The organism is Streptomyces tyrfis (genome assembly GCF_037034285.1).
GTDB lineage: Bacteria > Actinomycetota > Actinomycetes > Streptomycetales > Streptomycetaceae > Streptomyces.
Genome location: NZ_JBAGJZ010000037.1, coordinates 34,628 through 59,338, shown reverse-complemented (window position 1 = coordinate 59,338; position 24,711 = coordinate 34,628). Strand labels below are relative to the sequence as shown.

At 73.0% G+C, this 24,711-nt stretch carries 20 protein-coding genes and 1 pseudogene; 17 read left to right on the top strand and 4 right to left on the bottom strand.

The genetic code is table 11. The annotated features are described in order from the left end of the window. Positions 1-284: 284 nt before the first annotated feature. The gene (rpmB, locus tag WA762_RS25375; RefSeq protein WP_030928661.1) at positions 285-470 is read right to left on the bottom strand and encodes a 50S ribosomal protein L28; all 186 of its coding nucleotides are present in this window, start codon (positions 468-470) and stop codon (positions 285-287) included. Between the two features lie 257 nt (positions 471-727). Between rpmB and WA762_RS25370 the strand changes: the two genes are divergently transcribed. From WA762_RS25370 to mutM, 9 genes are all read left to right on the top strand, one after another. After that, entirely contained in the window at positions 728-2,353 is a 1,626-nt protein-coding gene (locus WA762_RS25370; protein WP_335938672.1) for a DAK2 domain-containing protein, read from the top strand. Positions 2,354-2,490: 137 nt separating this feature from the next. Beyond that, positions 2,491-4,755, top strand: coding sequence for an ATP-dependent DNA helicase RecG (gene recG / locus WA762_RS25365; RefSeq protein WP_335938671.1), 2,265 nt, complete (start codon positions 2,491-2,493; stop codon positions 4,753-4,755). A 148-nt stretch (positions 4,756-4,903) separates the two neighbouring features. Next, positions 4,904-5,491: a 16S rRNA (guanine(966)-N(2))-methyltransferase RsmD gene (gene rsmD, locus WA762_RS25360; RefSeq protein ID WP_335938670.1), complete on the top strand. Its 588-nt coding sequence runs from the start codon at positions 4,904-4,906 to the stop codon at positions 5,489-5,491. 26 nt (positions 5,492-5,517) lie between these two features. Then, a complete protein-coding gene (coaD, locus tag WA762_RS25355; protein WP_335938701.1) occupies positions 5,518-6,000 on the top strand; it encodes a pantetheine-phosphate adenylyltransferase in 483 nt (160 codons plus the stop codon). 95 nt (positions 6,001-6,095) lie between these two features. Then, a complete protein-coding gene (locus tag WA762_RS25350) occupies positions 6,096-7,181 on the top strand; it encodes a cell division initiation protein (protein WP_335938669.1) in 1,086 nt (361 codons plus the stop codon). A gap of 255 nt (positions 7,182-7,436) precedes the next feature. Then, the gene (locus WA762_RS25345; protein WP_335938668.1) at positions 7,437-8,051 is read left to right on the top strand and encodes a YceD family protein; all 615 of its coding nucleotides are present in this window, start codon (positions 7,437-7,439) and stop codon (positions 8,049-8,051) included. A gap of 2 nt (positions 8,052-8,053) precedes the next feature. Continuing rightward, positions 8,054-8,227 (top strand): 50S ribosomal protein L32, encoded by a 174-nt coding sequence (rpmF, locus tag WA762_RS25340; protein ID WP_003965982.1) that lies wholly within the window; start codon positions 8,054-8,056, stop codon positions 8,225-8,227. A gap of 19 nt (positions 8,228-8,246) precedes the next feature. After that, a complete protein-coding gene (gene rnc, locus WA762_RS25335) occupies positions 8,247-9,065 on the top strand; it encodes a ribonuclease III (protein ID WP_335938625.1) in 819 nt (272 codons plus the stop codon). Positions 9,066-9,208: 143 nt separating this feature from the next. Continuing rightward, a complete protein-coding gene (gene mutM, locus WA762_RS25330; RefSeq protein WP_335938624.1) occupies positions 9,209-10,066 on the top strand; it encodes a bifunctional DNA-formamidopyrimidine glycosylase/DNA-(apurinic or apyrimidinic site) lyase in 858 nt (285 codons plus the stop codon). Here the strand turns inward: mutM and WA762_RS25325 are convergent. After that, positions 10,060-10,348 (bottom strand): annotated as a pseudogene (locus WA762_RS25325) (CAP domain-containing protein); the annotation flags it as partial. The gene mutM and the pseudogene WA762_RS25325 sit on opposite strands and share 7 nt — an antisense overlap. Before the next feature lie 241 nt (positions 10,349-10,589). Here WA762_RS25325 and WA762_RS25320 point away from each other — a divergent pair. The 4 genes from WA762_RS25320 (at position 10,590) to WA762_RS25305 (ending at position 17,145) form a co-directional block, all read left to right on the top strand. After that, positions 10,590-10,871, top strand: coding sequence for an acylphosphatase (locus WA762_RS25320; protein ID WP_335938623.1), 282 nt, complete (start codon positions 10,590-10,592; stop codon positions 10,869-10,871). Positions 10,872-11,309: 438 nt separating this feature from the next. After that, on the top strand, positions 11,310-11,522 hold the full coding sequence (locus tag WA762_RS25315; RefSeq protein WP_073784849.1) for a hypothetical protein: 213 nt from the start codon (positions 11,310-11,312) through the stop codon (positions 11,520-11,522). Between the two features lie 353 nt (positions 11,523-11,875). Beyond that, positions 11,876-15,469 (top strand): chromosome segregation protein SMC, encoded by a 3,594-nt coding sequence (gene smc, locus WA762_RS25310; protein WP_335938622.1) that lies wholly within the window; start codon positions 11,876-11,878, stop codon positions 15,467-15,469. Positions 15,470-15,726: 257 nt separating this feature from the next. Next, entirely contained in the window at positions 15,727-17,145 is a 1,419-nt protein-coding gene (locus tag WA762_RS25305; RefSeq protein ID WP_335938621.1) for a sugar porter family MFS transporter, read from the top strand. Between the two features lie 26 nt (positions 17,146-17,171). On the opposite strand, the gene WA762_RS25300 is transcribed toward WA762_RS25305, so the two are convergent. Further along, a complete protein-coding gene (locus WA762_RS25300; protein WP_335938620.1) occupies positions 17,172-18,137 on the bottom strand; it encodes an LLM class flavin-dependent oxidoreductase in 966 nt (321 codons plus the stop codon). A gap of 283 nt (positions 18,138-18,420) precedes the next feature. On the opposite strand from WA762_RS25300, the gene ftsY reads away from it, so the two are divergent. After that, on the top strand, positions 18,421-19,632 hold the full coding sequence (ftsY, locus tag WA762_RS25295) for a signal recognition particle-docking protein FtsY (RefSeq protein ID WP_335938619.1): 1,212 nt from the start codon (positions 18,421-18,423) through the stop codon (positions 19,630-19,632). A 231-nt stretch (positions 19,633-19,863) separates the two neighbouring features. On the opposite strand, the gene WA762_RS25290 is transcribed toward ftsY, so the two are convergent. After that, complete coding sequence (locus tag WA762_RS25290) at positions 19,864-20,523, bottom strand: bifunctional DNA primase/polymerase (RefSeq protein WP_335938618.1); 660 nt, start codon at positions 20,521-20,523, stop codon at positions 19,864-19,866. Between the two features lie 444 nt (positions 20,524-20,967). Here WA762_RS25290 and nsdA point away from each other — a divergent pair, with 444 nt between their 5' ends. From nsdA to WA762_RS25275, 3 genes are all read left to right on the top strand, one after another. Beyond that, complete coding sequence (gene nsdA, locus WA762_RS25285; RefSeq protein WP_335938617.1) at positions 20,968-22,443, top strand: transcriptional repressor NsdA; 1,476 nt, start codon at positions 20,968-20,970, stop codon at positions 22,441-22,443. 413 nt (positions 22,444-22,856) lie between these two features. Continuing rightward, the gene (locus WA762_RS25280; protein ID WP_335938616.1) at positions 22,857-24,215 is read left to right on the top strand and encodes an ammonium transporter; all 1,359 of its coding nucleotides are present in this window, start codon (positions 22,857-22,859) and stop codon (positions 24,213-24,215) included. Then, positions 24,212-24,550 carry a P-II family nitrogen regulator gene (locus tag WA762_RS25275; RefSeq protein WP_335938615.1) on the top strand — a complete coding sequence of 113 codons (339 nt, stop codon included), beginning with the start codon at positions 24,212-24,214 and terminating at the stop codon, positions 24,548-24,550. Before WA762_RS25280 ends, WA762_RS25275 begins: the two co-directional genes overlap by 4 nt. Positions 24,551-24,711 lie beyond the last annotated feature (161 nt).

Below are 24,711 nucleotides of genomic sequence, written 5' to 3'. Positions count from 1 at the left end.
GCCCGGGCCCCGGCAGGCGCCCCCGGCGCGGCAGACGCCCCGAGTCCCGAGCCCGGGCCCCGAGCCCGAGTTCCTGAGCCCCGACTCCGAGCCCGGGCCCCGGCCTCCGGTCCCCGCTCAGGGGACGCGGCACGGTGACGTCACCCACAAGCGCGCCGCCCCGCGATGTCACGCACGGTGTGCGGCCGACCGCCCATGGTGCGCGTGTGTGTGCAACAAAAAGCCGGTCCACCGAGATGGACCGGCTTTTCGGGCAACCGGAAGGCTGCGCTGCGACGGGAACGTCAGCGCGCGACCTTGCCGGCCTTGATGCACGAGGTGCAGACGTTGAGCCGCTTCGGCGTCCGACCGACCACGGCACGCACGCGCTGGATGTTGGGGTTCCAGCGACGAGACGTACGGCGGTGCGAGTGCGAAATGTTGTTGCCGAAGCCCGGCCCCTTGCCGCAGACGTCGCAGTTGGCAGCCACGGGTCACTCCAAAGACTTCAGATGCACTTACGGTGAATTCCGGCGCGCCGGAATCATGTGACTGAAGTGGCGGTACCGGAGGAATGGCCCGATTCGCATCGGGCAACCGAAGCAGCATACAACGGCCGCGTCGGCTGAACGAAACTACCACGGCTTCCGCCGCCTCCGTCCCGCCCTGTCCCCGCCCGGACCGCCTCCCGGGGACTACTCTGCGATGCAGCCGGGCGCCCCCGGCAGATTCCGAGGAGGACCGACAGGTGCCGCAGCCCGCCGACGACATGGACGCCGTCGCGGTGCGTGCCTGGTGCTCGCTGGCCCTGGAGGCGCTGGGCCGGGAACGCGCGGCGATCGACGCGATCAACGTGTACCCGGTCCCCGACGGGGACACCGGCACCAACCTCTATCTGACCGTGGAGTCCGCGGCCCGGGCCGTCGAGGCCGTCTTCGCCGCCCACGAGACCGCGACGACCGTGCCCGCGACCGCCGACGCGATACGGGCCATGGCGCACGGGGCGCTGATCGGCGCCCGGGGGAACTCCGGCACGATCCTGGCCCAGTTGCTGCGCGGCATGGCCGGGGTGCCGGCCGACGGGTACGACGCGCGGCGACTGCGGCGGGCGCTGTCCGCCGCCGCTGCCGCCGCCCGGAAGGCCGTCGCCCACCCCGTCGAGGGCACCGTGCTCACGGTGGCCGACCGGGCCGCCGAGGCCGCCGGACGCACGCCGGACGACGCCGGGACCGGGGCGGTCGCGCGCGCGGCGTACGAGGGCGCGCGAGCGGCCCTGGAGGCGACCCCGGGGCAGCTCGCGGCACTGGGCAGGGCCGGGGTCGTGGACGCCGGCGGCCGGGGACTGGTGACCGTGCTCGGGGCGCTCGTCGAGGCGGTCTCCGGGCGCGCGCCCGAACCGGCGTACGCGGCCGGGCCGGCGGCCCCGCAGCCGCTCGCCGCCCCGGAGCCGGGGGAGTGCGCGGCGGGCGGGCCGGCGTTCGAGGTCGTCTATCTGCTGGAGGCGGACGACGCCGCCGTGGACCGGCTGCGCGCGCGGCTGGACGGGCTCGGCGACTCGCTGGTGGTGGTCGGCGGCGACGGGCTGTGGAACGTCCATGTGCACGTCGACGACGCGGGCGCCGCGGTGGAGGCGGGCGTCGAGGCCGGGCGGCCGTACCGGATCCGGATCACCCACTTCGGCGCGGACCGGGTGCCGCCGCACGTCGAACCCGTGCAGCGCGCCGTGGTCGTGGTGGTCCCCGGCGACGGACTGCGCGGCCTGTGCGAGGAGGCCGGCGCGACCACGGTCCTGGCCCGCCCCGGCGAGCCGCCGGCCAGCGGCGAGATCGTCGCCGCGATCCGCCGGGCGCACGCGCGGGAGGTCGTCCTGCTGCCCAACGACGCCGAGTTGCGGCACACCGCGGCCGCCGCAGCCGAACAGGCCCGCGCGGAGGGGGTCAGGGTCGCCCTGATCCCGACCCGGGCCGCCGTCCAGGGCGTCGCCGCGCTCGCCGTCCACGAACCCGGCCGCAGCTTCGACGAGGACGTGGTGGCGATGACCGCCGCGGCCGGCGCCACCCGCTACGCCGAACTCGCCGTCGCCGAGCGGCAGTCGTGGACCATGGCCGGCATCTGCCAGGCCGGCGACGTGCTGGGGTTGATCGACGGGGACGTCGCGGTCATCGGCCAGGACGTGCCCGGCACCGCGCGCGGGGTGCTCGACCGCATGCTGGCGTCCGGCGGCGAACTGGTCACCCTGGTCCTGGGCGAGGACGTCCCGGACAGCGTGGCCGACGCCCTGGAGGAGCATGTGCGCGAGGGGCACCTCGCGGTCGACACGGTGGTGTACCGGGGCGGCCACCAGCACGCGCCGCTGCTGATCGGCGTGGAGTAGCCGGGCCCCGTACGCCCGCCCGCGGTCCCGTCGGCCGCCGCGCCGCCGCCGTCTTCTCGCCCCGGCGAGCCGCCGGCCGGTGGAACCGGGCGCTCCGGGTGGTGCGCGTCCGGCATCTGTCAGTGGAGTGGTGTGCAATGGATCGCGTGTCTGCGTTCGATGAACCCCTCAGGAAGCTGCTCGGCGGAGCCACCGCGAAGGTGATGGCCGAACACCTCGACCTGCACACGGTCGGTGATCTGCTGCACCACTACCCGCGGCGCTACGAGGAGCGCGGCCGGCTCACGGCGCTGACCGACCTCCCGCTCGACGAGCACGTCACGGTCGTCGCCCAGGTCGCCGACGCCCGCGTGCTGACGTTCAACGGCGGCCGCGGCAGACGGCTCGAAGTGACCCTCACCGACGGGCACGGCCGCCTCCAGCTGGTCTTCTTCGGCCACGGCGTCCACAAGCCGCACAAGGAGCTGCTGCCGGGCCGTCGGGCGATGTTCGCGGGCAAGGTGTCCGTCTTCAACCGGAAGCTGCAGCTGGCCCACCCCACGTACCAGCTGCTGGACGCGCAGGACACGGACGAGGCCGCAGAGGCGGTGGACGCCTTCGCCGGGCGGCTGCTGCCCATTTACCCCGCCTGCAAGCAGATCGACTCGTGGCGGATCGCGAAGGCCGTGGACACCGTGCTGCCCAGCGCCGGGGAGGCCGTCGACCCGCTGCCGCCCGCGCTGCGCGAGGGCCGCGGATTCGTCTCGCTCCCGGAGGCGCTGCGGAAGGTCCACCGCCCGCAGAGCAAGGCGGACATCGCCCAGGCCAGGGATCGGCTGAAGTGGGACGAGGCGTTCGTCCTCCAGGTCGCGCTGGCCCGCCGCCGGTTCGCGGACACCCAGCTCCCGGCCGTGGCGCGCAGGCCCCGCCCCGGCGGGCTGCTCGACGCCTTCGACGCCAAGCTGCCGTTCACCCTCACCGAGGGGCAGCGGAAGGTCTCCGCGGAGATCTTCGACGACCTGGCGACCGAGCACCCCATGCACCGGCTGCTCCAGGGAGAGGTCGGCTCGGGCAAGACCATGGTCGCGCTGCGCGCGATGCTGGGCGTCGTCGACGCGGGCGGGCAGGCCGCCATGCTGGCCCCCACCGAGGTGCTCGCCCAGCAGCACCACCGCTCCATCACCGAGATGATGGGGGAGCTGGCCGAGGGCGGCATGCTCGGGGGCGCCGAGCAGGGCACGAAGGTGGTGCTGCTCACCGGTTCCATGGGCGCCGCCGCCCGCCGCCAGGCCCTGCTGGACCTCGTCACCGGCGAGGCGGGGATCGTGATCGGCACCCACGCCCTGATCGAGGACAAGGTGAAGTTCCACGACCTGGGCCTGGTCGTCGTCGACGAGCAGCACCGCTTCGGGGTGGAGCAGCGCGACGCCCTGCGCTCCAAGGGCAGGCAGCCGCCGCATCTGCTGGTCATGACCGCCACCCCCATCCCCCGGACGGTCGCCATGACCGTCTTCGGGGACCTGGAGACCTCCGTGCTCGACCAGCTGCCGGCCGGCCGTTCGCCGATCGCCAGCCATGTCGTGCCCGCCAAGGACAAGCCGCACTTCCTCGCCCGCGCCTGGGAACGGGTCCGCGAGGAGGTGGCGGCCGGACACCAGGCGTACGTGGTCTGCCCCCGCATCGGGGACGACGCCGACGACGAGGCGGCGGCCGGGAGGACGAGGAAGCCCGGGAAGAAGGCGTCGGGAGACACCGGGGACGCGGGGGACGCCGAGAGCGCCGCCGGGGCCGGGGACGACGGCGAGAAGCGGCCGCCGCTCGCCGTCCTGGACGTCGCGGACCAGCTCGCCAAGGGCCCCCTGGCCGGACTGGGCGTCGAGATCCTGCACGGCAGGATGAACCCCGACGACAAGGACGAGGTGATGCGCCGCTTCGCCGCGGGCCGGGCCGACGTCCTCGTCGCCACCACCGTCATCGAGGTCGGGGTCAACGTCCCCAACGCCACCGCCATGGTGATCATGGACGCCGACCGGTTCGGCGTCTCCCAGCTGCACCAGCTGCGCGGCCGGGTCGGCCGGGGCTCCGCCGCCGGGCTCTGCCTGCTGGTCACCGAGGCCCACGAGGCCAGTCCCGCCCGTGCCCGGCTCTCCGCGGTCGCGGCCACCCTCGACGGCTTCGAACTGTCCCGCATCGACCTCGAACAGCGGCGCGAGGGCGACGTCCTCGGCCAGGCCCAGTCCGGCGTCCGCTCCTCCCTGCGCATGCTCACCGTCATCGACGACGAGGAGGTCATCGCCGCCGCCCGCGAGGAGGCGACGACCGTCGTCGCCGCCGACCCCGAGCTGACGCGCCTGCCCGGGCTGCGGACCGCGCTGGACGCCCTGCTGGACAAGGAGCGCGAGCAGTACCTGGACAAGGGCTGAGCGGAGCGGCGGCCGGCCGGACGAGGCGGGCGCCTCCCCGCGGCGGCGGTCCCGAGGCGGGCGGGCCCGATCCGCCCCGACGCCATATCGTGGACGCACGGCACCGCGCCACCGTGCGGACCACCCACGAACCGAGGATCAGACACCCATGACCCGCGTGATCGCCGGCTCGGCCGGCGGACGCCGCCTGGCCGTCCCGCCCGGCACCGGTACCCGTCCTACCTCCGACCGTGCGCGCGAGGGCCTCTTCTCCACCTGGGAGTCCCTGCGGGGCGGCCTCGGCGGTGCCAGGGTCGCGGACCTGTACGCGGGCTCCGGCGCCATCGGCCTGGAGGCGCTCTCCCGGGGCGCGGCCCACGCCCTGCTCGTCGAGGCCGACGCCAGGGCCGTCCGCGTCGTCCGGGACAACGTCCGCGCGCTCGGCCTGCCCGGCGCCGAGGTCCGCACCGGCAGGGCCGAGCAGATCGCCTCGGGGCCGTCGCCGTCGGCGGAGCCGTATGACATCGTGTTCCTCGACCCGCCGTACGCCGTGACCGACGGAGACCTCGGCGAGATACTGATCACACTCCGTGCTCAGGGGTGGCTCGCGGCAGACGCACTCGTCACCGTGGAACGCAGCACCCGAGGCGGAGAATTCCGCTGGCCCGAGGGATTCGAGCCACTGCGGTCCCGTCGCTACGGCGAGGGCACGCTCTGGTACGGTCGCGCCGCCTCTACGTGCGAAGACGCACGATGACCGCACCGGAGAGCGAGGGAATCACGTTGCGCCGCGCCGTCTGTCCGGGGTCCTTCGACCCCATCACCAACGGACATCTCGACATCATCGCCCGCGCCTCGAAGCTGTACGACGTGGTGTACGTCGCGGTGATGATCAACCAGTCCAAGAAGGGCCTGTTCGCGGTCGAGGAGCGCATCGACCTGATCCGCCAGGTCACCGCGGAGTTCGGCAACGTCCGGGTCGAGGCCTTCCACGGCCTCCTGGTCGACTTCTGCAGGCAGCGCGACATCCCCGCGATCGTGAAGGGCCTGAGGGCCGTCAGCGACTTCGACTACGAGCTGCAGATGGCCCAGATGAACAACGGGCTGTCCGGCGTCGAGACGCTCTTCGTGCCGACCAACCCGGTCTACAGCTTCCTGTCGTCCTCCCTGGTCAAGGAGGTCGCGGCCTGGGGCGGCGACGTCTCCCACCTGCTTCCGCCGGTGGTCCAGGACGCCCTCGCCGAGCGGCTGCGCGAGCGCCACTGAGCTGACGGACCGTCACCAGGTGTCGGGCGGGAGCCGACTGGTCGTACAGTCGTCCCGTCCGTCTCCAATCGGCTGTAGAGAGTGGCGAGCACACGGTGGACGTGCAGAAGAGACTCGACCAGATCGTCGAGGTGGTCGGCAGCGCCCGGTCCATGCCCATGTCGGCTTCGTGCGTGGTCAACCGCGCCGAGCTGCTCGCGATGCTCGAAGAGGTGCGCGAGGCCCTGCCCGGCTCGCTCGCCCAGGCCCAGGAGCTGATCGGCGGGCAGGAGCAACTGGCCGAGCAGGCCCGGCAGGAGGCCGGCCGGATCGTCGAGGCCGCCCACGCCGAGCGCGCCTCGCTGATCTCCGGGACCGAGGTCGCCCGGCAGTCCCAGGCCGAGGCCGACCGGATCCTCGACGAGGCCCGCCGCGAGGCCGCGGAGGTGCGCGCCGAGGCCGACGAGTACGTCGACAGCAAGCTCGCCAACTTCGAGGTCGTCCTCACCAAGACCATCGGCTCCGTCGACCGGGGCCGCGAGAAGCTCCTCGGCCGGGGCCAGGCGTACGACGAGCAGGGGTACGAGGACCCGGACTTCGCGGAGGCCCCCGAGCGCAGCGCCGACCCGGAGACCCTGCGCCGCCGCGCGGACGAGTACGTGGACACCAAGCTCGCCAACTTCGAGGCGGTGCTCGCCAAGACTCTGGAGGCGGTCGGCCGCGGCCGGCAGAAGCTGCACGGCCGGGTCGCCACCGACGAGCTCGGCGCGCACGTCGCGGCCCAGGACGCGGCGGGCAACCCGGTGCACGTCAGCGACGAGGACCACTGGGCGGGCCTCGCGGAGATCGCCACCCCCGAGCCGGGGCCCTCCCACCAGCAGGCCCCGCCGCCCTTCCCGGCCCAGGCCCAGCCGGCCTACGCGGAGGCCTACGGCTACCAGGAGCAGCCGCAGCAGGACCCGTACGCCGTCTACCAGCAGCAGCCGGACCCGTACGCCGCCTACCAGCAGCAGCACCAGCAGGGCTACGACCAGGGCGGGGCCCAGCTGCCGGGCCAGGGGTACGACGGCTGGCCGCAGCAGTCCGCGCAGCCCGGGCCGGAGCACCGGGCGCAGGGCGGGAGCTCCCTCGACGAGACCAGCCTGTTCGACACCAGCATGATCGACCTGGACCAGCTCCACCGCTACGAGCAGGAGCGCTGACGGGCCCGGTACGGCGCGGGGCCCGGGCTCCCGGGCCCCGGAACCGGCTCGCGGGGCGGGCCGGGCCGGGGCGGAACCGCCCGGATTGGGAGCTGGGCGGAGCGTCCAGTATCCTGGCTCTTCGGTCGCGCGTATGTCCGCGATCCCGCCTGCCCGTCTCGGATCGGGAACGGGCAGGCCCCACGACGCGTGACGCTCACGATCCCGAAAGCAGGAAAAGCCCTGAACGCCCACCTCGACCATCGGAACCCCCTCGTGTTCGACACGCACGAGCTGGGCCGGCGGCCCGGTGCGCTCCAGCGGCTGTCCCGCACGGTGGACGCGCCCGGTTCGCCGCCTTTCGGCATCGACGACGTCATCGGCGTGCCGGAGGGCGCGCCCGTGGAGCTGGAGCTCCGCCTCGAATCGGTCATGGAAGGGGTGCTCGTCACAGGCACCGCCCGTGCGTCGGCCGAGGGGGAGTGCGTAAGGTGTCTGGAGCCGCTGCGCCAAGAGGTCGCGGCGGACTTCCAGGAGATGTTCTCGTACCCTGACGCCGACGACCGGGGCCGTGCGATCAAGCCGGAGCCGGGCGACGACGCCGAGGACGACGAGGACAGGCTCTTCGTCGAGGACGGCCTGTTCGACCTCGAACCAGTGCTGCGTGACGCGGTGGTGCTCGCACTGCCGATGCAGCCGGTGTGCCGGGAGTCCTGTGCCGGTCTGTGCTCCGAGTGCGGAGTCAGGCTGGACGAGAACCCCGGTCACCACCACGATGCCGTCGACATTCGCTGGGCGGCACTGCAAGGACTCGCCGACACCGTTCAGGACGGCGAGAAGGACAACATGGGCGGCGCCGAAGCGGGCGTCGACGAGAAGCAGGAGAAGTAGCCGTGGCTGTTCCGAAGCGGAAGATGTCGCGCAGCAACACGCGCCACCGCCGGTCGCAGTGGAAGGCTGCGGTCCCCACCCTGGTTTCGTGCGAGCGTTGCCAGGAGCCGAAGCTGCAGCACATCGCGTGCCCCAGCTGCGGTACGTACAACAAGCGCCAGGTCCTCGAGGTCTGAGCGGCTGGTGAGAGGCTCGATGTCTGAGTTGTCCAACGGCAAGAAGCAGACAGACAACATCAACACAGCCTCGTCCCACACGCTTCTGGAAGGGCGGCTCGGGTATCACCTTGAGTCCGCCCTTCTGGTGCGTGCGCTGACCCATCGCTCGTACGCGTACGAGAACGGCGGTCTGCCCACCAACGAGCGGCTGGAGTTCCTCGGGGACTCGGTGCTCGGCCTGGTGGTCACGGACACGCTGTACCGCACCCACCCCGACCTGCCCGAAGGCCAGCTGGCCAAGCTTCGGGCCGCGGTGGTCAACTCGCGTGCGCTTGCGGAAGTGGGCCGCGGCCTCGAACTCGGCTCCTTCATCCGGCTCGGCCGCGGTGAAGAAGGCACGGGTGGCAGGGACAAGGCGTCCATCCTCGCCGACACCCTCGAAGCGGTGATCGGCGCGGTCTATCTCGACCAGGGCCTCGACGCGGCCTCGGAGCTGGTCCACCGGCTCTTCGACCCGCTGATCGACCGGTCCTCGAACCTCGGCGCCGGCCTGGACTGGAAGACCAGTCTCCAGGAGCTGACCGCGAGCGAGGGACTCGGCGTCCCCGAGTACGTCGTCACGGAGACCGGCCCGGACCACGAGAAGACCTTTACTGCTGCCGCCCGCGTCGGTGGTGTCTCGTACGGCACCGGCACCGGCCGTAGCAAGAAGGAAGCGGAGCAGCAGGCGGCCGAGTCCGCCTGGCGCGAGATCAGCGCCGCCGCGGAAGCGCGGGAGACGGCGGCGAAGGCCGCCGGCGGAGGGGCCGCCGACACCCCTGCCGACCCGTCGTCCACGGACGTCGCTCCGGCCTGACCTCGGGGAACCCCTCGGCCGCCCCCGTGCGCCGAGGGGTTTTCCCTGTCCGGGCCCGGCCCGGATACCCTTGCATCCCCCGCCGTTTTCCCTCCGCCGTCCCCGGGGCATCCGCCCCGGACCCGTTCTCCAGGAGCGACGCCGTGCCCGAACTGCCCGAGGTCGAAGTCGTACGGCGCGGGCTGGAGCGCTGGGTCTCCGGCCGGACGGTCACGGACGTCGAGGTGCTGCACCCGCGCTCGGTCCGCCGCCATCTGGCCGGCGGGGTGGACTTCGCCGCCCGGCTCGGCGGCGCCCGCCTCGGCACGGCCATGCGGCGCGGCAAATACCTCTGGGTACCGCTCGACGACGCGTCCAGCTCCCTGCTGGGCCACCTCGGGATGAGCGGGCAGCTCCTCGTGCAGCCGCAGGACGCCCCCGACGAGAAGCACCTGCGGATACGGATCCGCTTCGACGACGCGCTCGGCACCGAACTGCGCTTCGTCGACCAGCGCACCTTCGGCGGCCTCTCGGTCCACGGCAACACCCCCGACGGGCTGCCCGACACCATCGCGCACATCGCCCGCGACCCCCTGGACCCGGCCTTCGACGACGCCGCGTTCCACACGGCCCTGCGCCTGCGCCGTACGACGGTCAAGCGCGCCCTGCTCGACCAGTCGCTGATCAGCGGCGTCGGCAACATCTACGCGGACGAGGCGCTCTGGCGCACCCGGCTCCACTACGACCGGCCGACCGCGACCCTGACCCGCCCGAGGACGACCGAGCTGCTCGGCCATGTGCGCGAGGTGATGGGCGCGGCGCTGGACCAGGGCGGCACCAGCTTCGACAGCCTCTACGTCGACGTGAACGGCGAGTCCGGCTACTTCGACCGCTCGCTGGACGCCTACGGCCGGGAGGGCGAGCCCTGTCGCCGCTGCGGCACGCCGATCCGCCGCCGGGCGTGGATGAACCGCTCCAGCCACTACTGCCCGCGCTGCCAGCGGCCGCCGCGCGGTCAGTAGCCGAAGTCCTGGGTCCACCAGGGGCCGCCGGGGCCGAAGCGCACGCCGACGCCCAGCGTCCGGAATCCGCAGTCGAGGATGTTCCCGCGGTGTCCCTCGCTGTGCGTCCAGGTGTCCACGACGGCCCGCGCGTCGGTCTGGCCCCGGGCGATGTTCTCACCGGCCAGCCCGCGCACCCCGGCCTGTGAGGCGCGGTCCCAGGGGCTCCGGCCGTCGAGGTCGGTGTGGTCGAAGAAGCCGCGCGGCCATGTCCGCGCTGAAGCCCTGGGCCGGCGAGGTCAGCGGGGCGCCGGTCCGGGGCGTCCGCCCCGTGGTCCTCGACGACGGGAGTCCGGCGGAGCGTCGATGGCGTCCCAACTGCCAAGCCCTTTTGCGGTGCGGACGCCGCCCTCGGCGTCAATGGGCGTCACCCGATGGGGTGAGGTCATGTGCCAGGGGACTGTACGCCATGGCCCGTCGGCCGGGGCGTCCCGCGGCGGCCCCGGAGGTGCTCTGCGGACGGGGGGCCGGTTAGCGTTCGGGCATGGACGAAGACGTACGCCTCACCGCCTGGGTGCGCGGCCGGGTGCAGCGGGTCGGTTTTCGCTGGTTCACCAGGGAGAACGCCCTGGAGATCGGCGGTCTCACCGGGTTCGCCCTCAATCTCGACGACGGCCGGGTGCAGGTGGTCGCCGAGGGCCGCCGGGAGAACTGCCGCCGTCTGCTGGAGTGGCTGCGCTCCGACGACACACCCGGGCACGTGGACGGGGTCACTGAGATATGGGACACGCCGCGCGGGGGATACGAGGGCTTCGCGATCCGCTGACCGGGGCCGGCCCGGGGGCCTTTCCGAAGAACGTGTTCGGTGCGTGTTCGAAAAGCGGCGCGCGGTGACGCGGGGGCGCGCTCATCCGCGCACACATGAAATGACCTGCGGAATGACCGGATGGTTGCCAAGTTTCGGTTCGCATGCCAGGCTGCGGCGGTAAGGATGATCTCCACGCCCCCGAGGGTCCCGCAGAAGAGTCGCGCCGCATGATCGTGAAGCCGCGCGCCCGGGGCCGCTCGCCTCTACGGGGTGTGATCGTGTTGACCGTCAAACTTTTTGGTGAGACGCTGAAATCCCCGCGCACCTGAGCTGTTCGGCAGGGCTGTTTGGCAGCAGAACAGCAGTGATTCGAAAGCACTGCCGAGCGCCGCGGGTGCGAATCCCTCACGACCCACACCGCATCGGTCGGTCACTCAGTGTGGAGGACCATCCATCATGGCAAAGGCGCTTCTCGGTTACGTCGGCGGTTCCGACCCGCGACTCCTCGCCGAGATGCGACGGCTCCAGCAGCGCGTGCAGGACCTCGAATCCGAGCTGGTACGGATTCAGCACGAGAACGACGCGCTCAACGCCGCCGCCCAGCACCAGGAGTCGCTGCTCGACAGCATGGACATCGACGTTCCTCGGGCGGAGCCGGCGCTGACCTGACCGAGAGGCCCTCGGGGCCGGTCGGGCCGTTCGCGTCGCCGTTCGAGACCACTACCAGGATCGTCGCCGGATCATCGAAGATCGCTGCTCTTGATCTGTCAGTCGCGTGACATGTCCTTGATCCAGCCTGTGCCGCCGCACCAGCGAGATCGCACACGCGTCAACGCACAAGATTTCACAAGGGGCGCCCCGGCGTCCCTTTTTCTTTTCCGCGGCCGGGCGACGCCGCCGGCCGCGACGCGGTGCCCGGGAGCCTACGCGGCCGTCCCCCGGACGGAGCCCCTTCCCTTACCGTCTGATGTGCCCTGCGCCTTCATCGGTGAAACCGAGAGTGAAAGGTAGAGTCCGGCGGCGTGCACCTCAAGGCCCTGACCCTGCGTGGTTTCAAATCGTTCGCCTCCGCCACGACGCTGCGGTTCGAACCCGGTATCACGTGTGTCGTCGGCCCCAACGGGTCGGGCAAGTCCAATGTGGTCGACGCTCTTTCCTGGGTGATGGGGGAACAGGGCGCCAAATCCCTGCGCGGCGGCAAGATGGAGGACGTGATCTTCGCCGGCACGACCGGCCGCCCGCCACTGGGACGAGCCGAGGTCTCGCTGACCATCGACAACTCCGACGGCGCGCTGCCCATCGAATACGCCGAGGTGACGATCGTTCGGACCATGTTCCGTGGCGGCGGCAGCGAGTACCAGATCAACGGCGACACCTGCCGGCTCCTGGACATCCAGGAACTCCTCTCGGACTCCGGCATCGGCCGCGAGATGCACGTCATCGTCGGCCAGGGCCAGCTGGACTCCGTGCTCCACGCCGACCCGTCCGGGCGGCGCGCGTTCATCGAGGAGGCTGCGGGCGTGCTCAAGCACCGCAAGCGCAAGGAGAAGGCGCTGCGGAAACTGGACGCGATGGGGGCCAACCTGGCGCGGGTCCAGGACCTGACGGACGAGCTGCGCCGGCAGCTGAAGCCGCTGGGCCGGCAGGCGGCCGTGGCGCGCCGGGCCGCCGTCATCCAGGCCGATCTGCGCGACGCCCGGCTGCGGCTGCTCGCCGACGACCTGGTCGCGCTGCGCGCCGCGCTGCGCAGCGAGCTCGCCGACGAGGCGGCGCTCAAGGAACGCCGGCAGGCCGCGGAGGCGGAGCTCAAGGCGGCCCTGGCGCGCGAGGCGGGGCTGGAGGACGAGGTGCGGCGGCTGGCCCCGCGCCTCCAGCGGGCCCAGCAGACCTGGTACGAGCTGTCGCAGCTGGCCGAACGCGTCCGCGGCACGGTCTCGCTGGCCGACGCCCGGGTGAAGAGCGCCACCGCGCCCGTCGAGGAGGAGCGGCGCGGACGCGACCCGGAGGACCTGGAACGGGAGGCGGCCCGCGTCCGCGAGCAGGAGGCGGAACTGACGGCGGCGCTGGAGGCGGCGGAACACGCGCTGGAGGACACCGCCGCCCACCGCGCCGATCTGGAAAGGGAGTTGGCCGCCGAGGAGCGCAGGCTCAAGGACGCAGCCCGGACCATCGCCGACCATCGCGAGGGGCTCGCCCGGCTCGGCGGGCAGGTCGACGCGGCGCGCGGCCGGGCCGCTTCGGCGCGGGCCGAGATCGACCGGCTGGCCGCCGCGCGCGACGAGGCGCGGGAGCGGGCGGCCGCCGCCCAGGAGGAGTACGAGCAGCTCGAAGCCGAGGTCGGAGGCCTGGACGCGGGCGACGCGCAGCTCGGCGAACGGTACGAGGAGGCCCGGCGGGAGCTCGCCCGGGCGGAGTCGGAGCTCACCGCGGCCCGGGAGGCGGCCACCGCCGTCGAACGGAAGCGGGCGGCCGTCGCGGCCCGCCACGAGGCGCTGGCCCTGGGGCTGCGCCGCAAGGACGGCACCGGCGCGCTGCTCGGCGCGCGGGACCGGCTCTCCGGCCTGCTCGGCCCGGCGGCGGAACTCCTGACCGTGGAGTCCGGCTACGAGGCACCGGTGGCGGCGGCCCTGGGCGCCGCGGCGGACGCGGTCGCGGTGACGGACCCGGCCACGGCGGCGGAGGCGATCCGGCTGCTGCGCAAGGAGGACGCGGGGCGGGCCGCCCTGCTGCTGGGCGACGGACGCGCCGGGGCGTCCGCCGGGGGCCACGCCCCGGCCGGGACCGAGCGGCCCGGCGGCTCCGGCGGCATTGCCGGCGCGCCCGCCGTGGCCGATCTCGTCCACGGCCCCGTCGAACTGGTGGACGCCGTGCGCAGGCTGGTGCGGGACACCGTGGTGGTCGGCACGCTGGAGGACGCCGAGGACCTCGTCGCCGCGCACCCCGGCCTGACGGCCGTGACCGCCGAGGGGGACCTCCTCTCGGCGCACTTCGCGCACGGCGGTTCCGCCGGGGCGCCCAGCCTCCTCGAAGTGCGGGCGTCGGTCGACGAGGCCGCCGCCCAGCTGGAGGAACTGGCCGTGCGGTGCGCGGAGTCGGCAGAGGCCCAGCGGCTGGCGGGGGAGCGGCGCGACGCCCGCGCCCGGGAGGTCGAGGAGCTGGGGGAGCGGCGCCGGGCCGCCGAGCGGGAGAAGTCCGGGGTGGCCCAGCAGCTGGGGCGGCTCGCCGGGCAGGCCCGAGCCGCCGCGGGCGAGGCCGAGCGGACGACCGCCTCCGCCGCGCGCGCCCAGGAGGCCCTGGACCGGGCCGCGGCGGAGGCGGAGGAACTGGCCGAACGCCTGCTCGTCGCCGAGGAGACGCCGGTCGAGGAGGAACCGGACGCCTCCGTGCGCGACCGGCTCGCCGCCGACGGCGCCAACGCCCGGCAGACCGAGATGGAGGCCCGCCTCCAGGTGCGCACCCACGAGGAACGGGTCAAGGGGCTCGCGGGACGCGCGGACTCCCTCGACCGGGCGGCCCGCGCGGAACGCGAGGCCCGGGCGCGGGCCGAGCGGCGGCGCGCCCGGCGGCGGCACGAGGCCGCGGTGGCGTCGGCCGTCGCGTCCGGGGCCCGTCAGCTGCTGGCCCACGTCGAGGTGTCCGTCGTACGGGCCGAGCGGGAGCGGGTCGCGGCCGAGGCGGCGAAGGCGGAGCGGGAGCGCGACCTGGCGGCCGGACGCGACCGGGGCCGCGAGCTGAAGGACGAACTCGACAAGCTCACCGACTCGGTCCACCGGGGCGAGGTGCTCGGCGCCGAGAAGCGGCTGCGGATGGAGCAGTTGGAGGCCAGGGCGCTGGAGGAGCTGGGGGTGGAGCCGGCCGGCCTGGTCGCGGAGTACGGCCCCGACCAGCCCGTGCCGCCCTCGCCCGCCGCGCCCGGCGAGGAGCTGCCGGACGACCCGGACCACCCGCGCAACCGGCCGAGGCCGTTCGTCAGGGCCGAGCAGGAGAAGCGGCTGACGTCGGCCGAACGGGCGTACCAGCAACTCGGAAAGGTGAATCCGCTCGCCCTGGAGGAGTTCGCCGCGCTGGAGGAGCGGCACAAGTTCCTCTCCGAGCAGCTCGAAGACCTGAAGAAGACCCGGGCCCATCTGGTGCAGGTCATCAAGGAGGTCGACGAGCGGGTCGAGCAGGTCTTCACCGAGGCGTACCGGGACACGGCCCGGGAGTTCGAGGGCGTCTTCGCGCGGCTGTTCCCGGGCGGCGAGGGGCGGCTCGTCCTGACCGACCCGGACCACATGCTCACCACCGGGGTGGACGTCGAGGCCCGGCCGCCGGGCAAGAAGGTCAAGCGGCTCTCCCTGCTCTCCGGCGGGGAGCGCTCGCTCACCGCGGTGGCGCTGCTGGTGTCGATCTTCAAGGCCCGGCCCAGCCCGTTCTACGTGATGGACGAGGTCGAGGCGGCCCTCGACGACACCAATCTGCAGCGGCTGATCCGGATCATGGAGGAGCTCCAGGAGAGCTCCCAGCTGATCGTGATCACGCATCAGAAGCGGACGATGGAGGTCGCCGACGCGCTGTACGGCGTCTCGATGCAGGGCGACGGGGTCTCCAAGGTCATCAGCCAGCGGCTGCGCTGAGCCCCGCGCACCCGTCCGGCCGTCGCGGGCTTCGACACTCCGATCCCGGTCCCGCGTCCTCCGCAACGGATGAGGGCCGGTGCGGGGAAGGCGCCTTCGGGAACTGAACGCGAGGACCGTATGGGCTGTTTCTCCCCCTTCATGTGGTGGTAGCCGGAAAGGTGTGACCCACTGGGGTGTGTCCCGTGTGCCGGAGCGCGCCGCGCACACGGGACACGCCCCGCATCCGGCGGCACGGACCGGCGACAGGAGTTCATGTGACCGACACAGCGCAGGGCCCGGTGTCCGGAGCCCGGGCGGCCCAGCCGGACCACCTCGGCCATGTCGTCTTCATCACGGCGGCCGCCGCCATGGGCGGCTTCCTGTTCGGTTACGACAGCTCGGTCATCAACGGCGCCGTGGAGGCGATCCGCAGCCGGTACGCGATCGGCTCCGCGACGCTCGCCCAGGTCATCGCCATCGCCCTGATCGGCTGCGCGATCGGCGCGGCCACGGCGGGGCGGATCGCGGACCGCATCGGCCGCATCCGCTGCATGCAGATCGCCGCCGTGCTCTTCACCGCCAGCGCCGTCGGCTCCGCGCTCCCGTTCGCGCTCTGGGACCTGGCGGTCTGGCGCGTCGTCGGCGGGTTCGCCATCGGCATGGCGTCCGTGATCGGCCCGGCGTACATCGCGGAGGTCTCGCCGCCCGCCTACCGGGGCCGCCTCGGCTCCTTCCAGCAGGCCGCGATCGTCGTCGGCATCGCCATCTCCCAGCTGGTCAACTACGGCATCCTGCAGCTCGCCGGCGGACAGCAGCGCGGCCGGATCGGCGGCCTGGAGGCGTGGCAGTGGATGCTCGGCGTGATGGTGGTCCCCGCCGCCCTGTACGGGCTGCTGTCGCTGGCGATCCCCGAGTCGCCCCGGTTCCTGATCTCGGTCGGCAAGAAGGAACGGGCCCGGAGGATCCTGGCGGAGGTCGAGGGCGGGAACGTCGACCTCGACGCCCGGGTGGCCGAGATCGAGGCCGCCATGCGCCGGGAGCACAAGTCCCGGTTCCGGGACCTGCTCGGCGGCCGCCTCGGCTTCCTGCCGATCGTCTGGACCGGCATCGGCCTCTCGGTCTTCCAGCAACTCGTCGGCATCAACGTGGCGTTCTACTACTCGGCGACGCTGTGGCAGTCCGTCGGCATCGACCCGAGCGACTCGTTCCTCTACTCCTTCACCACGTCGATCATCAACATCATCGGCACCGTGATCGCGATGGTCCTGGTGGACCGGGTGGGACGCAAGCCGCTCGCGCTGACCGGCTCCGCCGGCATGGCCGTCGCCCTCGCCTTCGAGGCATGGGCCTTCTCCGCGCCCCTCGTCGGCGGGAGGCTGCCGCACGCCCAGGGCGTGGTGGCGCTCGTCGCGGCCCATGTGTTCGTGCTCTTCTTCGCCCTGTCGTGGGGCGTCGTCGTCTGGGTCTTCCTCGGCGAGATGTTCCCGAACCGGCTCCGCGCCGCAGCGCTCGGCGTCGCCGCCTCCGCGCAGTGGATGGCCAACTGGCTGATCACCGCGAGCTTCCCCAGCCTGTCCGACTGGAACCTCTCGGGCACGTACATCGTCTACGCGTGCTTCGCCACGCTCTCCATCCCGTTCGTGCTCCGGTTCGTGCGGGAGACCAAGGGCAAGGCGCTGGAGGAGATGGGCTGACCGCCGCTCCTCCCACGGCCGCCCGGTCAGCCCCCGACGGCCTCGCAGAACAGCCGCAGGCTCCGCCACCCCTCCTCGACCGGCATCCCGCCGCACAGCGGATGCAGCACCAGGCTGTCCAGCTTCCCGGCCGCGCCGGCGCACTCCTCCGGGGCGACGACCCGGTAGACGCCCTCGTCCCGCAGCTCCGCCACCGTGCCGGCCGCCGAGCGCACCGCGGACCGGATGCCCGCGGACTGCCAGGAGGCGTAGGTCCGCGCCTCGTGCAGGAAGTACCGGCCGTACTCCGCCCACGTCCGGTCCGGGTCCTCGGACACGTGCAGCAGCGGCGTCTCGGCCGACGGCATCAGGCAGAAGCCCTCCGTCCCGAACTCCGCCCGCCGCTCGTGGTAGTACGCCTCCAGCTCCGGCAGATGCGCGCTGGGGAAGAACGGCAGCCCGAATCGGGCCGCCCGCCGCGCCGCCGCCCGCGAGCTCCCGCCCACCAGCAGCGGCGGATGCGGCCGGGTGTACGGGCGCGGCGTGACCCGGACCGTACGGCCCCGGTACGGGAACGGCTCCCCGGTCCACGCCCGCACCAGGGTCTCCAGCAGTTCGTCCTGGAGCCGGCCGCGCGCACCCCAGTCGACGCCGGCCCGCGCGTACTCCTCCGGCCGGTAGCCCAGCCCCGCCACCGTCACCAGCCGGCCCGCGCTCAGCAGGTCCAGCACGGCGATGTCCTCGGCCAGCCGCAGCGGGTCGTGCAGCGGTCCTATCACCGCCGAGACGGTCACCGCGATGCGGCGGGTGGCGCCGAGGACCGCGCCGGCGAAGACGAAGGGGGAGGGCAGCCAGGAGTTCTCGGCGCCGTGGTGCTCCTCGGTCTGCACGGTGTCGACGCCGTGCCCGTCGGCGTACGCGGCCATCTCCAGGGCGGCGCGGTAGCGGGCCGAGTGGGACTCGGGGGTGGCGTCGGGATCGACGAGATTGAACCGGACCACTGTGAAGGCCATGACGCGTGTCCCCTTCGTCGGTCGGACGCGGCGGGGGCCGGAGACTATCTGACGCAGCGTCAGAAGGGTAGGGGCGCGTCGCCCCCGTCGGCGGGGAGGAGGCTCCGGATTCGGCCGGCGCGCTCGGCGGCGGGGACGGGTGTTCCGGGCCGCGGGTCTCCGCGCGCGCCGGATCGTACCTTCGCGGACAAGGCCTCGAAAAAGTGCATAACGGCCAAGTGGGGGTGTGGGGGATGCTTCGGGGCGGCCCGCACGGCCGGGCGTGGCCGATACTGGGTGGGTTATGGAATTCGTCATCCTTGCTGTAGTCATCGCCCTGGTCGCGGTCGGCGTGATCAGCGGGCTCGTGGTCAGCGGCCGCAAGAAGAAGCAGCTGCCCCCGGCGCCGCCGAGCACGCCGACCATCACTCCCCCCGCCGAGCCCCGAGTCGGCGAGGAAGCCGAGGAGCCGCTCGAGGAACCGCGCCGCACCATCGAGGAGGTCGCGCCCCCCTCGGCCGAGGCCCCGGTGGCGGAGGCCCCCGAGACCGTCGAGCCGGAGGCGGTCGCCGTCCCGGCCATCGAAGTGCCCGAGCCCACCGCCGGCCGGCTGGTCCGGCTGCGCGCCCGGCTCGCCCGTTCGCAGAACTCCCTCGGCAAGGGACTGCTCACGCTCCTGTCCCGCGACAACCTCGACGAGGACACCTGGGAGGAGGTCGAGGACACCCTCCTCACCGCCGACGTGGGCGTCACCCCCACCCAGGAGCTGGTGGAGCGGCTGCGCGAACGCGTCCGCGTGCTCGGCACCCGCACCCCGGAAGGGCTGCGCGCCCTGCTGCGCGAGGAGCTCCTCGCCCTGATCGGCACCGACACGGACCGCGCGGTCAGGACCGAGGGCGGCCTCGACACCCCCGGCGTGGTGATGGTCGTCGGCGTCAACGGGACCGGCAAGACCACCACCACCGGCAAGCTGGCCCGGGTGCTCGTCGCGGACGGACGCAGCGTCGTGCTCGGCGCGGCCGACACCTTCCGCGCCGCCGCCGCCGACCAGCTCCAGACCTGGGGCGAGCGCGTCGGCGCCCGCACCGTGCGCGGACCCGAGGGCGGCGACCCGGCGTCGATCGCCTTCGACGCGGTCAAGGAGGGCATCGCCGAGGGCGCCGACGTCGTCCTCATCGACACCGCCGGCCGGCTGCACACCAAGACCGGACTCATGGACGAGCTCGGCAAGGTCAAGCGGGTCGTCGAGAAGCACGGGCCGCTCGACGAGATCCTGCTCGTCCTCGACGCGACGACCGGGCAGAACGGTCTGGTGCAGGCCCGGGTGTTCGCGGAGGTCGTCGACATCACCGGCATCGTGCTGACGAAGCTGGACGGCACGGCCAAGGGCGGCATCGTCGTCGCCGTGCAGCGCGAACTGGGCGTGCCGGTGAAGCTGGTCGGCCTCGGCGAGGGGCCGGACGACCTGGCGCCGTTCGAGCCGGAGGCGTTCGTGGACGCCCTGATCGGGGACTGACGCCCCGACCGCCCCGCCGATCCCCCACGAGAAGAGCCCGGCCGCCGATACGTCGGCGGCCGGGCTCTTTTGCGCTCTGCGCGTGCTTCTCGGTTCCACGCGTGATCCCCGACTCGGTTCCACGCGTCCTTCCCGGCCCGGGCTTCTGGCGCTGCGGGGCTCCTGGCGCGGCGGTCCGGGCCGGTTCCCGGCGGCGGGGCCGGGGCCGACACCGGCCGGTCGCGCGGCCGCTCAGCCGCAGAGGGGCGCGCGGTGGCAGCTGTAGGCCAGCGTGCCCAGCAGCAGCCTGGCCGGCGGCGGCGCGGCCGCCGTGTCCAGCACCGGCGGGCGCAGCCACCGGACGGGACCGAGACCGCCCTCGTCGGACGGCGGGGCCGTGACGTGGTGGCCCGGCCCCAGCGCCCGCAGATCGAGGTCCGCGTCGTCCCAGCCCATCCGGTACAGCAGGCGCGGAAGCTCGGCGGCGGCGCCCGGGGCCACGAAGAACCGCGCCCGCCCCGACGGCGTCAGCACGACCGGGCCCAGCGGCAGCCCCATCCGCTCCATGCGTGCCAGGGCCCGGCGCCCCGCGGCCTCGGCGACGTCCAGCACATCGAATCCGCGCCCCACCGGCAGCAGCACCGAGGCGCCCGGCACCCGGGCCCATGCCTCCGCCGCCGCGTCGAACGAGGCGCCCGGCGGGACCTCCGGCGCGAAGTCCAGCGGATGGGCGCCGGGGGAGGGGCACCGGTCCTTCCCGCACGAGCAGCCGCCGGCCACGACCCGCGCCCCGGGCACGACCGCCCAGCCCCACAGTCCGGTGTACTCGGCCACTGCCGTGCTCTCGGCCGCACGGCCGCGACGCCGTGAGCCGGCACGCATCTCACGGATGCCGCCGATCGTGAAGCCCATGCCCCCTCCAACGGGTCCGACTCGTCGGTGGTTACGACACGGAGTGAAGCCGTAACGCTGTGTTGTCAAGGTGATCCGTAGTGCGCCGGTGCACGCCGGGTGGTACTTCGTAATTCGCGCGCCCCTTTTGTGCTTCGCTGCAACCACAATTGATCGACCGTGTGTCAAGTGAATCGCGCTTTGCGGCAATGGCGTTCACCTGAAGGGGTGGCGAATGGTGGCGTTTCCGAAGGCGCCCTCGCGGACGTGGTGATCGTAGGATTACCGTCGGTACACGAACCGTGGAAGTATGTGCGTCCATGGGTATGCCGGAGGCAACCCGTTTCCCTGTTCGATCGTGCGCAACCTCCGTATGGGCGGCGTCGGTTCAGGGCATTCTGATAGTGGTTCGCGCGACAGCGTTCGTCGGGATCGCGACGGTTTCAGCGGGATGGGGGCGTTCCAGTGAGTGGCAGCGGCGCAGGCGATTCGAATGCCGGTAAGCGCCCCAACGAGCAATTGGGCTCGTGGTTCGTGCGCAGCGGTTGGTCGAAGGGCGAGCTGGCGCGGCAGGTCAATCGGCGGGCGCGGCAGATGGGCGCGCACCACATCAGCACCGACACCTCCCGGGTGCGGCGCTGGCTCGACGGCGAGCAGCCGCGCGAGCCGATTCCGCGCATCCTGTCCGAGCTGTTCTCGGAGCGGTTCGGCTCGGTCGTGGCGGTCGAGGACCTCGGGCTGCGCTCCGCGCGTCAGTCGCCGTCGGTGTCCGGGGTCGACCTGCCCTGGGCGGGCCCGCAGACCGTCGCCCTGCTCAGCGAGTTCTCCCGCAGCGATCTGATGCTCGCCCGGCGGGGTTTCCTCGGCTCCTCGCTTGCCCTCGCCGCGGGCCCCGCCCTCGTCGAACCCATGCAGCGCTGGCTGGTGCCCGTGCCCGCGGCCGGGCCGGTGGAGCCGGAGTCGCCCGCCGCCGCCCGCCGTCCCTCCAGGCTCTCCGGCCCGGAGCTCGACCTGCTGGAGTCGACCACGACGATGTTCCGCCAGTGGGACGCGCAGTGCGGCGGCGGGCTGCGCCGCAAGGCCGTCGTCGGCCAGCTCCACGAGGTCACCGACCTCCTCCAGGAGCCGCAGCCGGAGGCCACGGCCAAGCGGCTCTTCCGCTGCGCGGCCGAGCTGGCCGAGCTGGCCGGCTGGATGAGCTACGACGTCGGTCTCCAGCCCACGGCCCAGAAGTACTTCGTTCTGGCGCTCCACGCGTCGAAAGAGGCCGGCGACAAACCGCTCGGTTCGTATGTTCTGTCCAGCATGAGCAGGCAGATGATCCACCTGGGGCGGCCCGACGACGCCCTCGAACTCATCCACCTCGCCCAGTACGGCAGCCGGGACTGCGCCACCTCGCGCACCCAGGCCATGCTGTACGCGATGGAGGCCCGCGCCTACGCCAACATGGGCCAGGCCGGCAAGTGCAAGCGGGCCGTCCGGATGGCCGAGGACACCTTCCTCGACGCCGGGGAGGACGGCGAGCCGGAGCCCGACTGGATCCGCTTCTTCTCGGAGGCCGAGCTCAACGGCGAGAACTCCCACTCGTTCCGCGACCTCGCCTATGTCGCGGGCCGCCGCCCCACGTACGCCGCGCTCGCCGAGCCGCGCATGCGGCGGGCGGTCGAGCTCTTCAGCGAGGACGACGAGCACCACCGGTCCTACGCGCTCAATCTGATCGGCCTCGCCACCGTCCACCTCCTCAAGCGCGAGCCCGAGCAGTCCACGGTGCTGGTCGAGCAGGCGCTGCGGATCGCCAAGAAGATCCGCTCCGAGCGCGTCAACACCCGGCTCCGCAAGACCGTCGACGCCGCCGCCCGGGACTTCGGGGACGTCCCCGAAGTCGCCGGTCTCACCGACCTCCTCACCGAGCAGCTGCCGGAAACCGCCGACGCGGTCTGAGAGGCGGCGCCCCGGCCCCGGCCACGACCGGCCGTCCCGAGCACAACGACTTCGGCTCCCCCATCGCCAGGTCGCCGGGCGGTCGGCGTGGCCGGTTCGCGTTCCGGCCCCGGTACGGAAGAGTCATGGGGGCGCGTCCGGGCGGGACCGCACGGCCCCGCCCCGGGCGTCGGTTCCGCCCGCCCCGGCCCGGACGGCGGGCGGAGCCGACGCCCGGGGTTCATCGGGACGTAACACGCCGGACCGCTTCGTCACCGCCGTGAAACACCGTGCGGCACCGGTGGAAACCGCGCCGGGCGAGTCTCGTGCCCACAACGGTCGGATGCCCTTCCGGCGGACCGCGCGCCTCCCCCTGACCCGGCGCGCGGTTCCGCCCGTGCCGCCCCGGCCGCACCGACGACGAGGAGACGCCGATGCCCCCAGGTCTCACGACGCTTGCCGCGGACGCCCCGGCCCTGTCCGCGGCCGACACCGGGTTCATGCTCATCTGTTCGGCCCTGGTGATGCTGATGACCCCGGCCCTGGCCTTCTTCTACGGCGGAATGGTCCGGGTGAAGAGCACCCTCAACATGCTGATGATGAGCTTCATCAGCCTGGGCATCGTGACGATCCTGTGGGTGCTCTACGGGTTCGGCCTCGCCTTCGGCAAGGACGTCGGCTCCGTCATCGGCTGGACCTCGGACTACGCGGGCCTGAGCGGGATCGGCCTCGACCAGCTCTGGGACGGCCACACGATCCCCGTCTACGTCTTCGCCGTCTTCCAGCTGATGTTCGCGGTCATCACCCCCGCGCTGATCAGCGGCGCCCTGGCCGACCGGGTGAAGTTCACCTCCTGGGCCCTGTTCGTCGTGCTGTGGGTCACGGTCGTCTACTTCCCGGTCGCCCACTGGGTCTGGGGCGCGGGCGGCTGGCTCTACGAGCGGGGCGTCATCGACTTCGCGGGCGGCACGGCCGTCCACATCGACGCGGGCGCCGCGGCGCTCGGCGTGATCCTCGTCATCGGCAGACGCGTCGGCTTCCGGAAGGACCCGATGCGGCCGCACAGCCTGCCCCTGGTCATGCTCGGCGCCGGACTGCTCTGGTTCGGCTGGTTCGGCTTCAACGCGGGCTCCTGGCTGGGCAACGACGACGGCGTGAGCGCGGTCATGTTCGTCAACACGCAGGTCGCCACCGCCGCCGCGATGCTCGCCTGGCTCGGATACGAGAAGCTCCGCCACGGCTCCTTCACCACCCTCGGCGCGGCCTCCGGCGCGGTCGCGGGCCTGGTCGCCATCACCCCGTCCGGCGGCGCGGTCAGCCCGCTCGGCGCGATCGCGGTCGGCGCCGTCGCCGGGGTCCTGTGCGCCATGGCCGTGGGCCTGAAGTACCGGTTCGGCTACGACGACTCGCTGGACGTCGTGGGCGTCCACCTGGTCGGCGGCGTCGTCGGCTCCCTGCTGGTCGGCCTCTTCGCCACCGGCGGCGTCCAGTCCCGCGCCAAGGGCCTGTTCTACGGCGGCGGCCTCGACCAGCTCGGCAAGCAGGCCGTCGGCGTCTTCGCCGTCCTCGCGTACTCCCTGCTCGTCTCCGCCCTCCTGGCCCTCCTGCTGGACCGGACGATCGGGATGCGGGTGGACGAGGACACCGAGGTCTCCGGCATCGACCGGGCGGAGCACGCCGAGACCGCGTACGACTTCGGCGGGACCGGAGGCGGAACGGCGCCGCGCGTCGCGGCCACGGCCGCGGGATCCGGCTCCACGGCAGTACGGCACACCAGGAAGGTGCACGCATGAAGCTCATCACCGCCGTCGTGAAACCGCACCGGTTCGACGAGGTCAAGGAGGCCCTCCAGGACCTCGGCGTCCACGGCCTCACCGTCACCGAGGCCAGCGGCTACGGACGGCAGCACGGCCACACCGAGGTCTACCGGGGCGCCGAGTACACCGTCGACCTCGTCCCCAAGGTCCGCGTCGAGGTGCTCGTCGAGGACGCGGACGCCGAGCGGGTCATCGACGCCGTGGTGAAGGCCGCCCGGACCGGCAAGATCGGCGACGGAAAGGTCTGGATGGCGCCGGTCGACACCGCGATCCGGGTGCGGACCGGCGAGCGCGGGCCGGACGCGCTCTGACGAGGGTGTTCCGTGCCGCGGGACCGTCCGGGCGGGCCCGGGCGGGTCGCACGCGGGCCGGTCGCCGTCGGGCGTACATGGCCGGTCGCCGTACAACGGGCCCGGCGTGCACGGGCCGGTCGCCGCGCACGGTTCGGTCGTCCTACGCGGACCGGTCGTCC

Coding starts and splice junctions, on each gene's coding strand:
- recG (WP_335938671.1), top strand. CDS start 2,491: ATGGATCGCGTGTCTGCGTTCGATGAACCCCTCAGGAAGCTGCTCGGC.
- rsmD (WP_335938670.1), top strand. CDS start 4,904: ATGACCCGCGTGATCGCCGGCTCGGCCGGCGGACGCCGCCTGGCCGTC.
- rnc (WP_335938625.1), top strand. CDS start 8,247: ATGTCTGAGTTGTCCAACGGCAAGAAGCAGACAGACAACATCAACACA.
- WA762_RS25320 (WP_335938623.1), top strand. CDS start 10,590: ATGGACGAAGACGTACGCCTCACCGCCTGGGTGCGCGGCCGGGTGCAG.
- WA762_RS25315 (WP_073784849.1), top strand. CDS start 11,310: ATGGCAAAGGCGCTTCTCGGTTACGTCGGCGGTTCCGACCCGCGACTC.
- WA762_RS25300 (WP_335938620.1), bottom strand. CDS start 18,137: ATGGCCTTCACAGTGGTCCGGTTCAATCTCGTCGATCCCGACGCCACC.
- ftsY (WP_335938619.1), top strand. CDS start 18,421: ATGGAATTCGTCATCCTTGCTGTAGTCATCGCCCTGGTCGCGGTCGGC.
- WA762_RS25290 (WP_335938618.1), bottom strand. CDS start 20,523: ATGGGCTTCACGATCGGCGGCATCCGTGAGATGCGTGCCGGCTCACGG.
- WA762_RS25280 (WP_335938616.1), top strand. CDS start 22,857: ATGCCCCCAGGTCTCACGACGCTTGCCGCGGACGCCCCGGCCCTGTCC.
- WA762_RS25275 (WP_335938615.1), top strand. CDS start 24,212: ATGAAGCTCATCACCGCCGTCGTGAAACCGCACCGGTTCGACGAGGTC.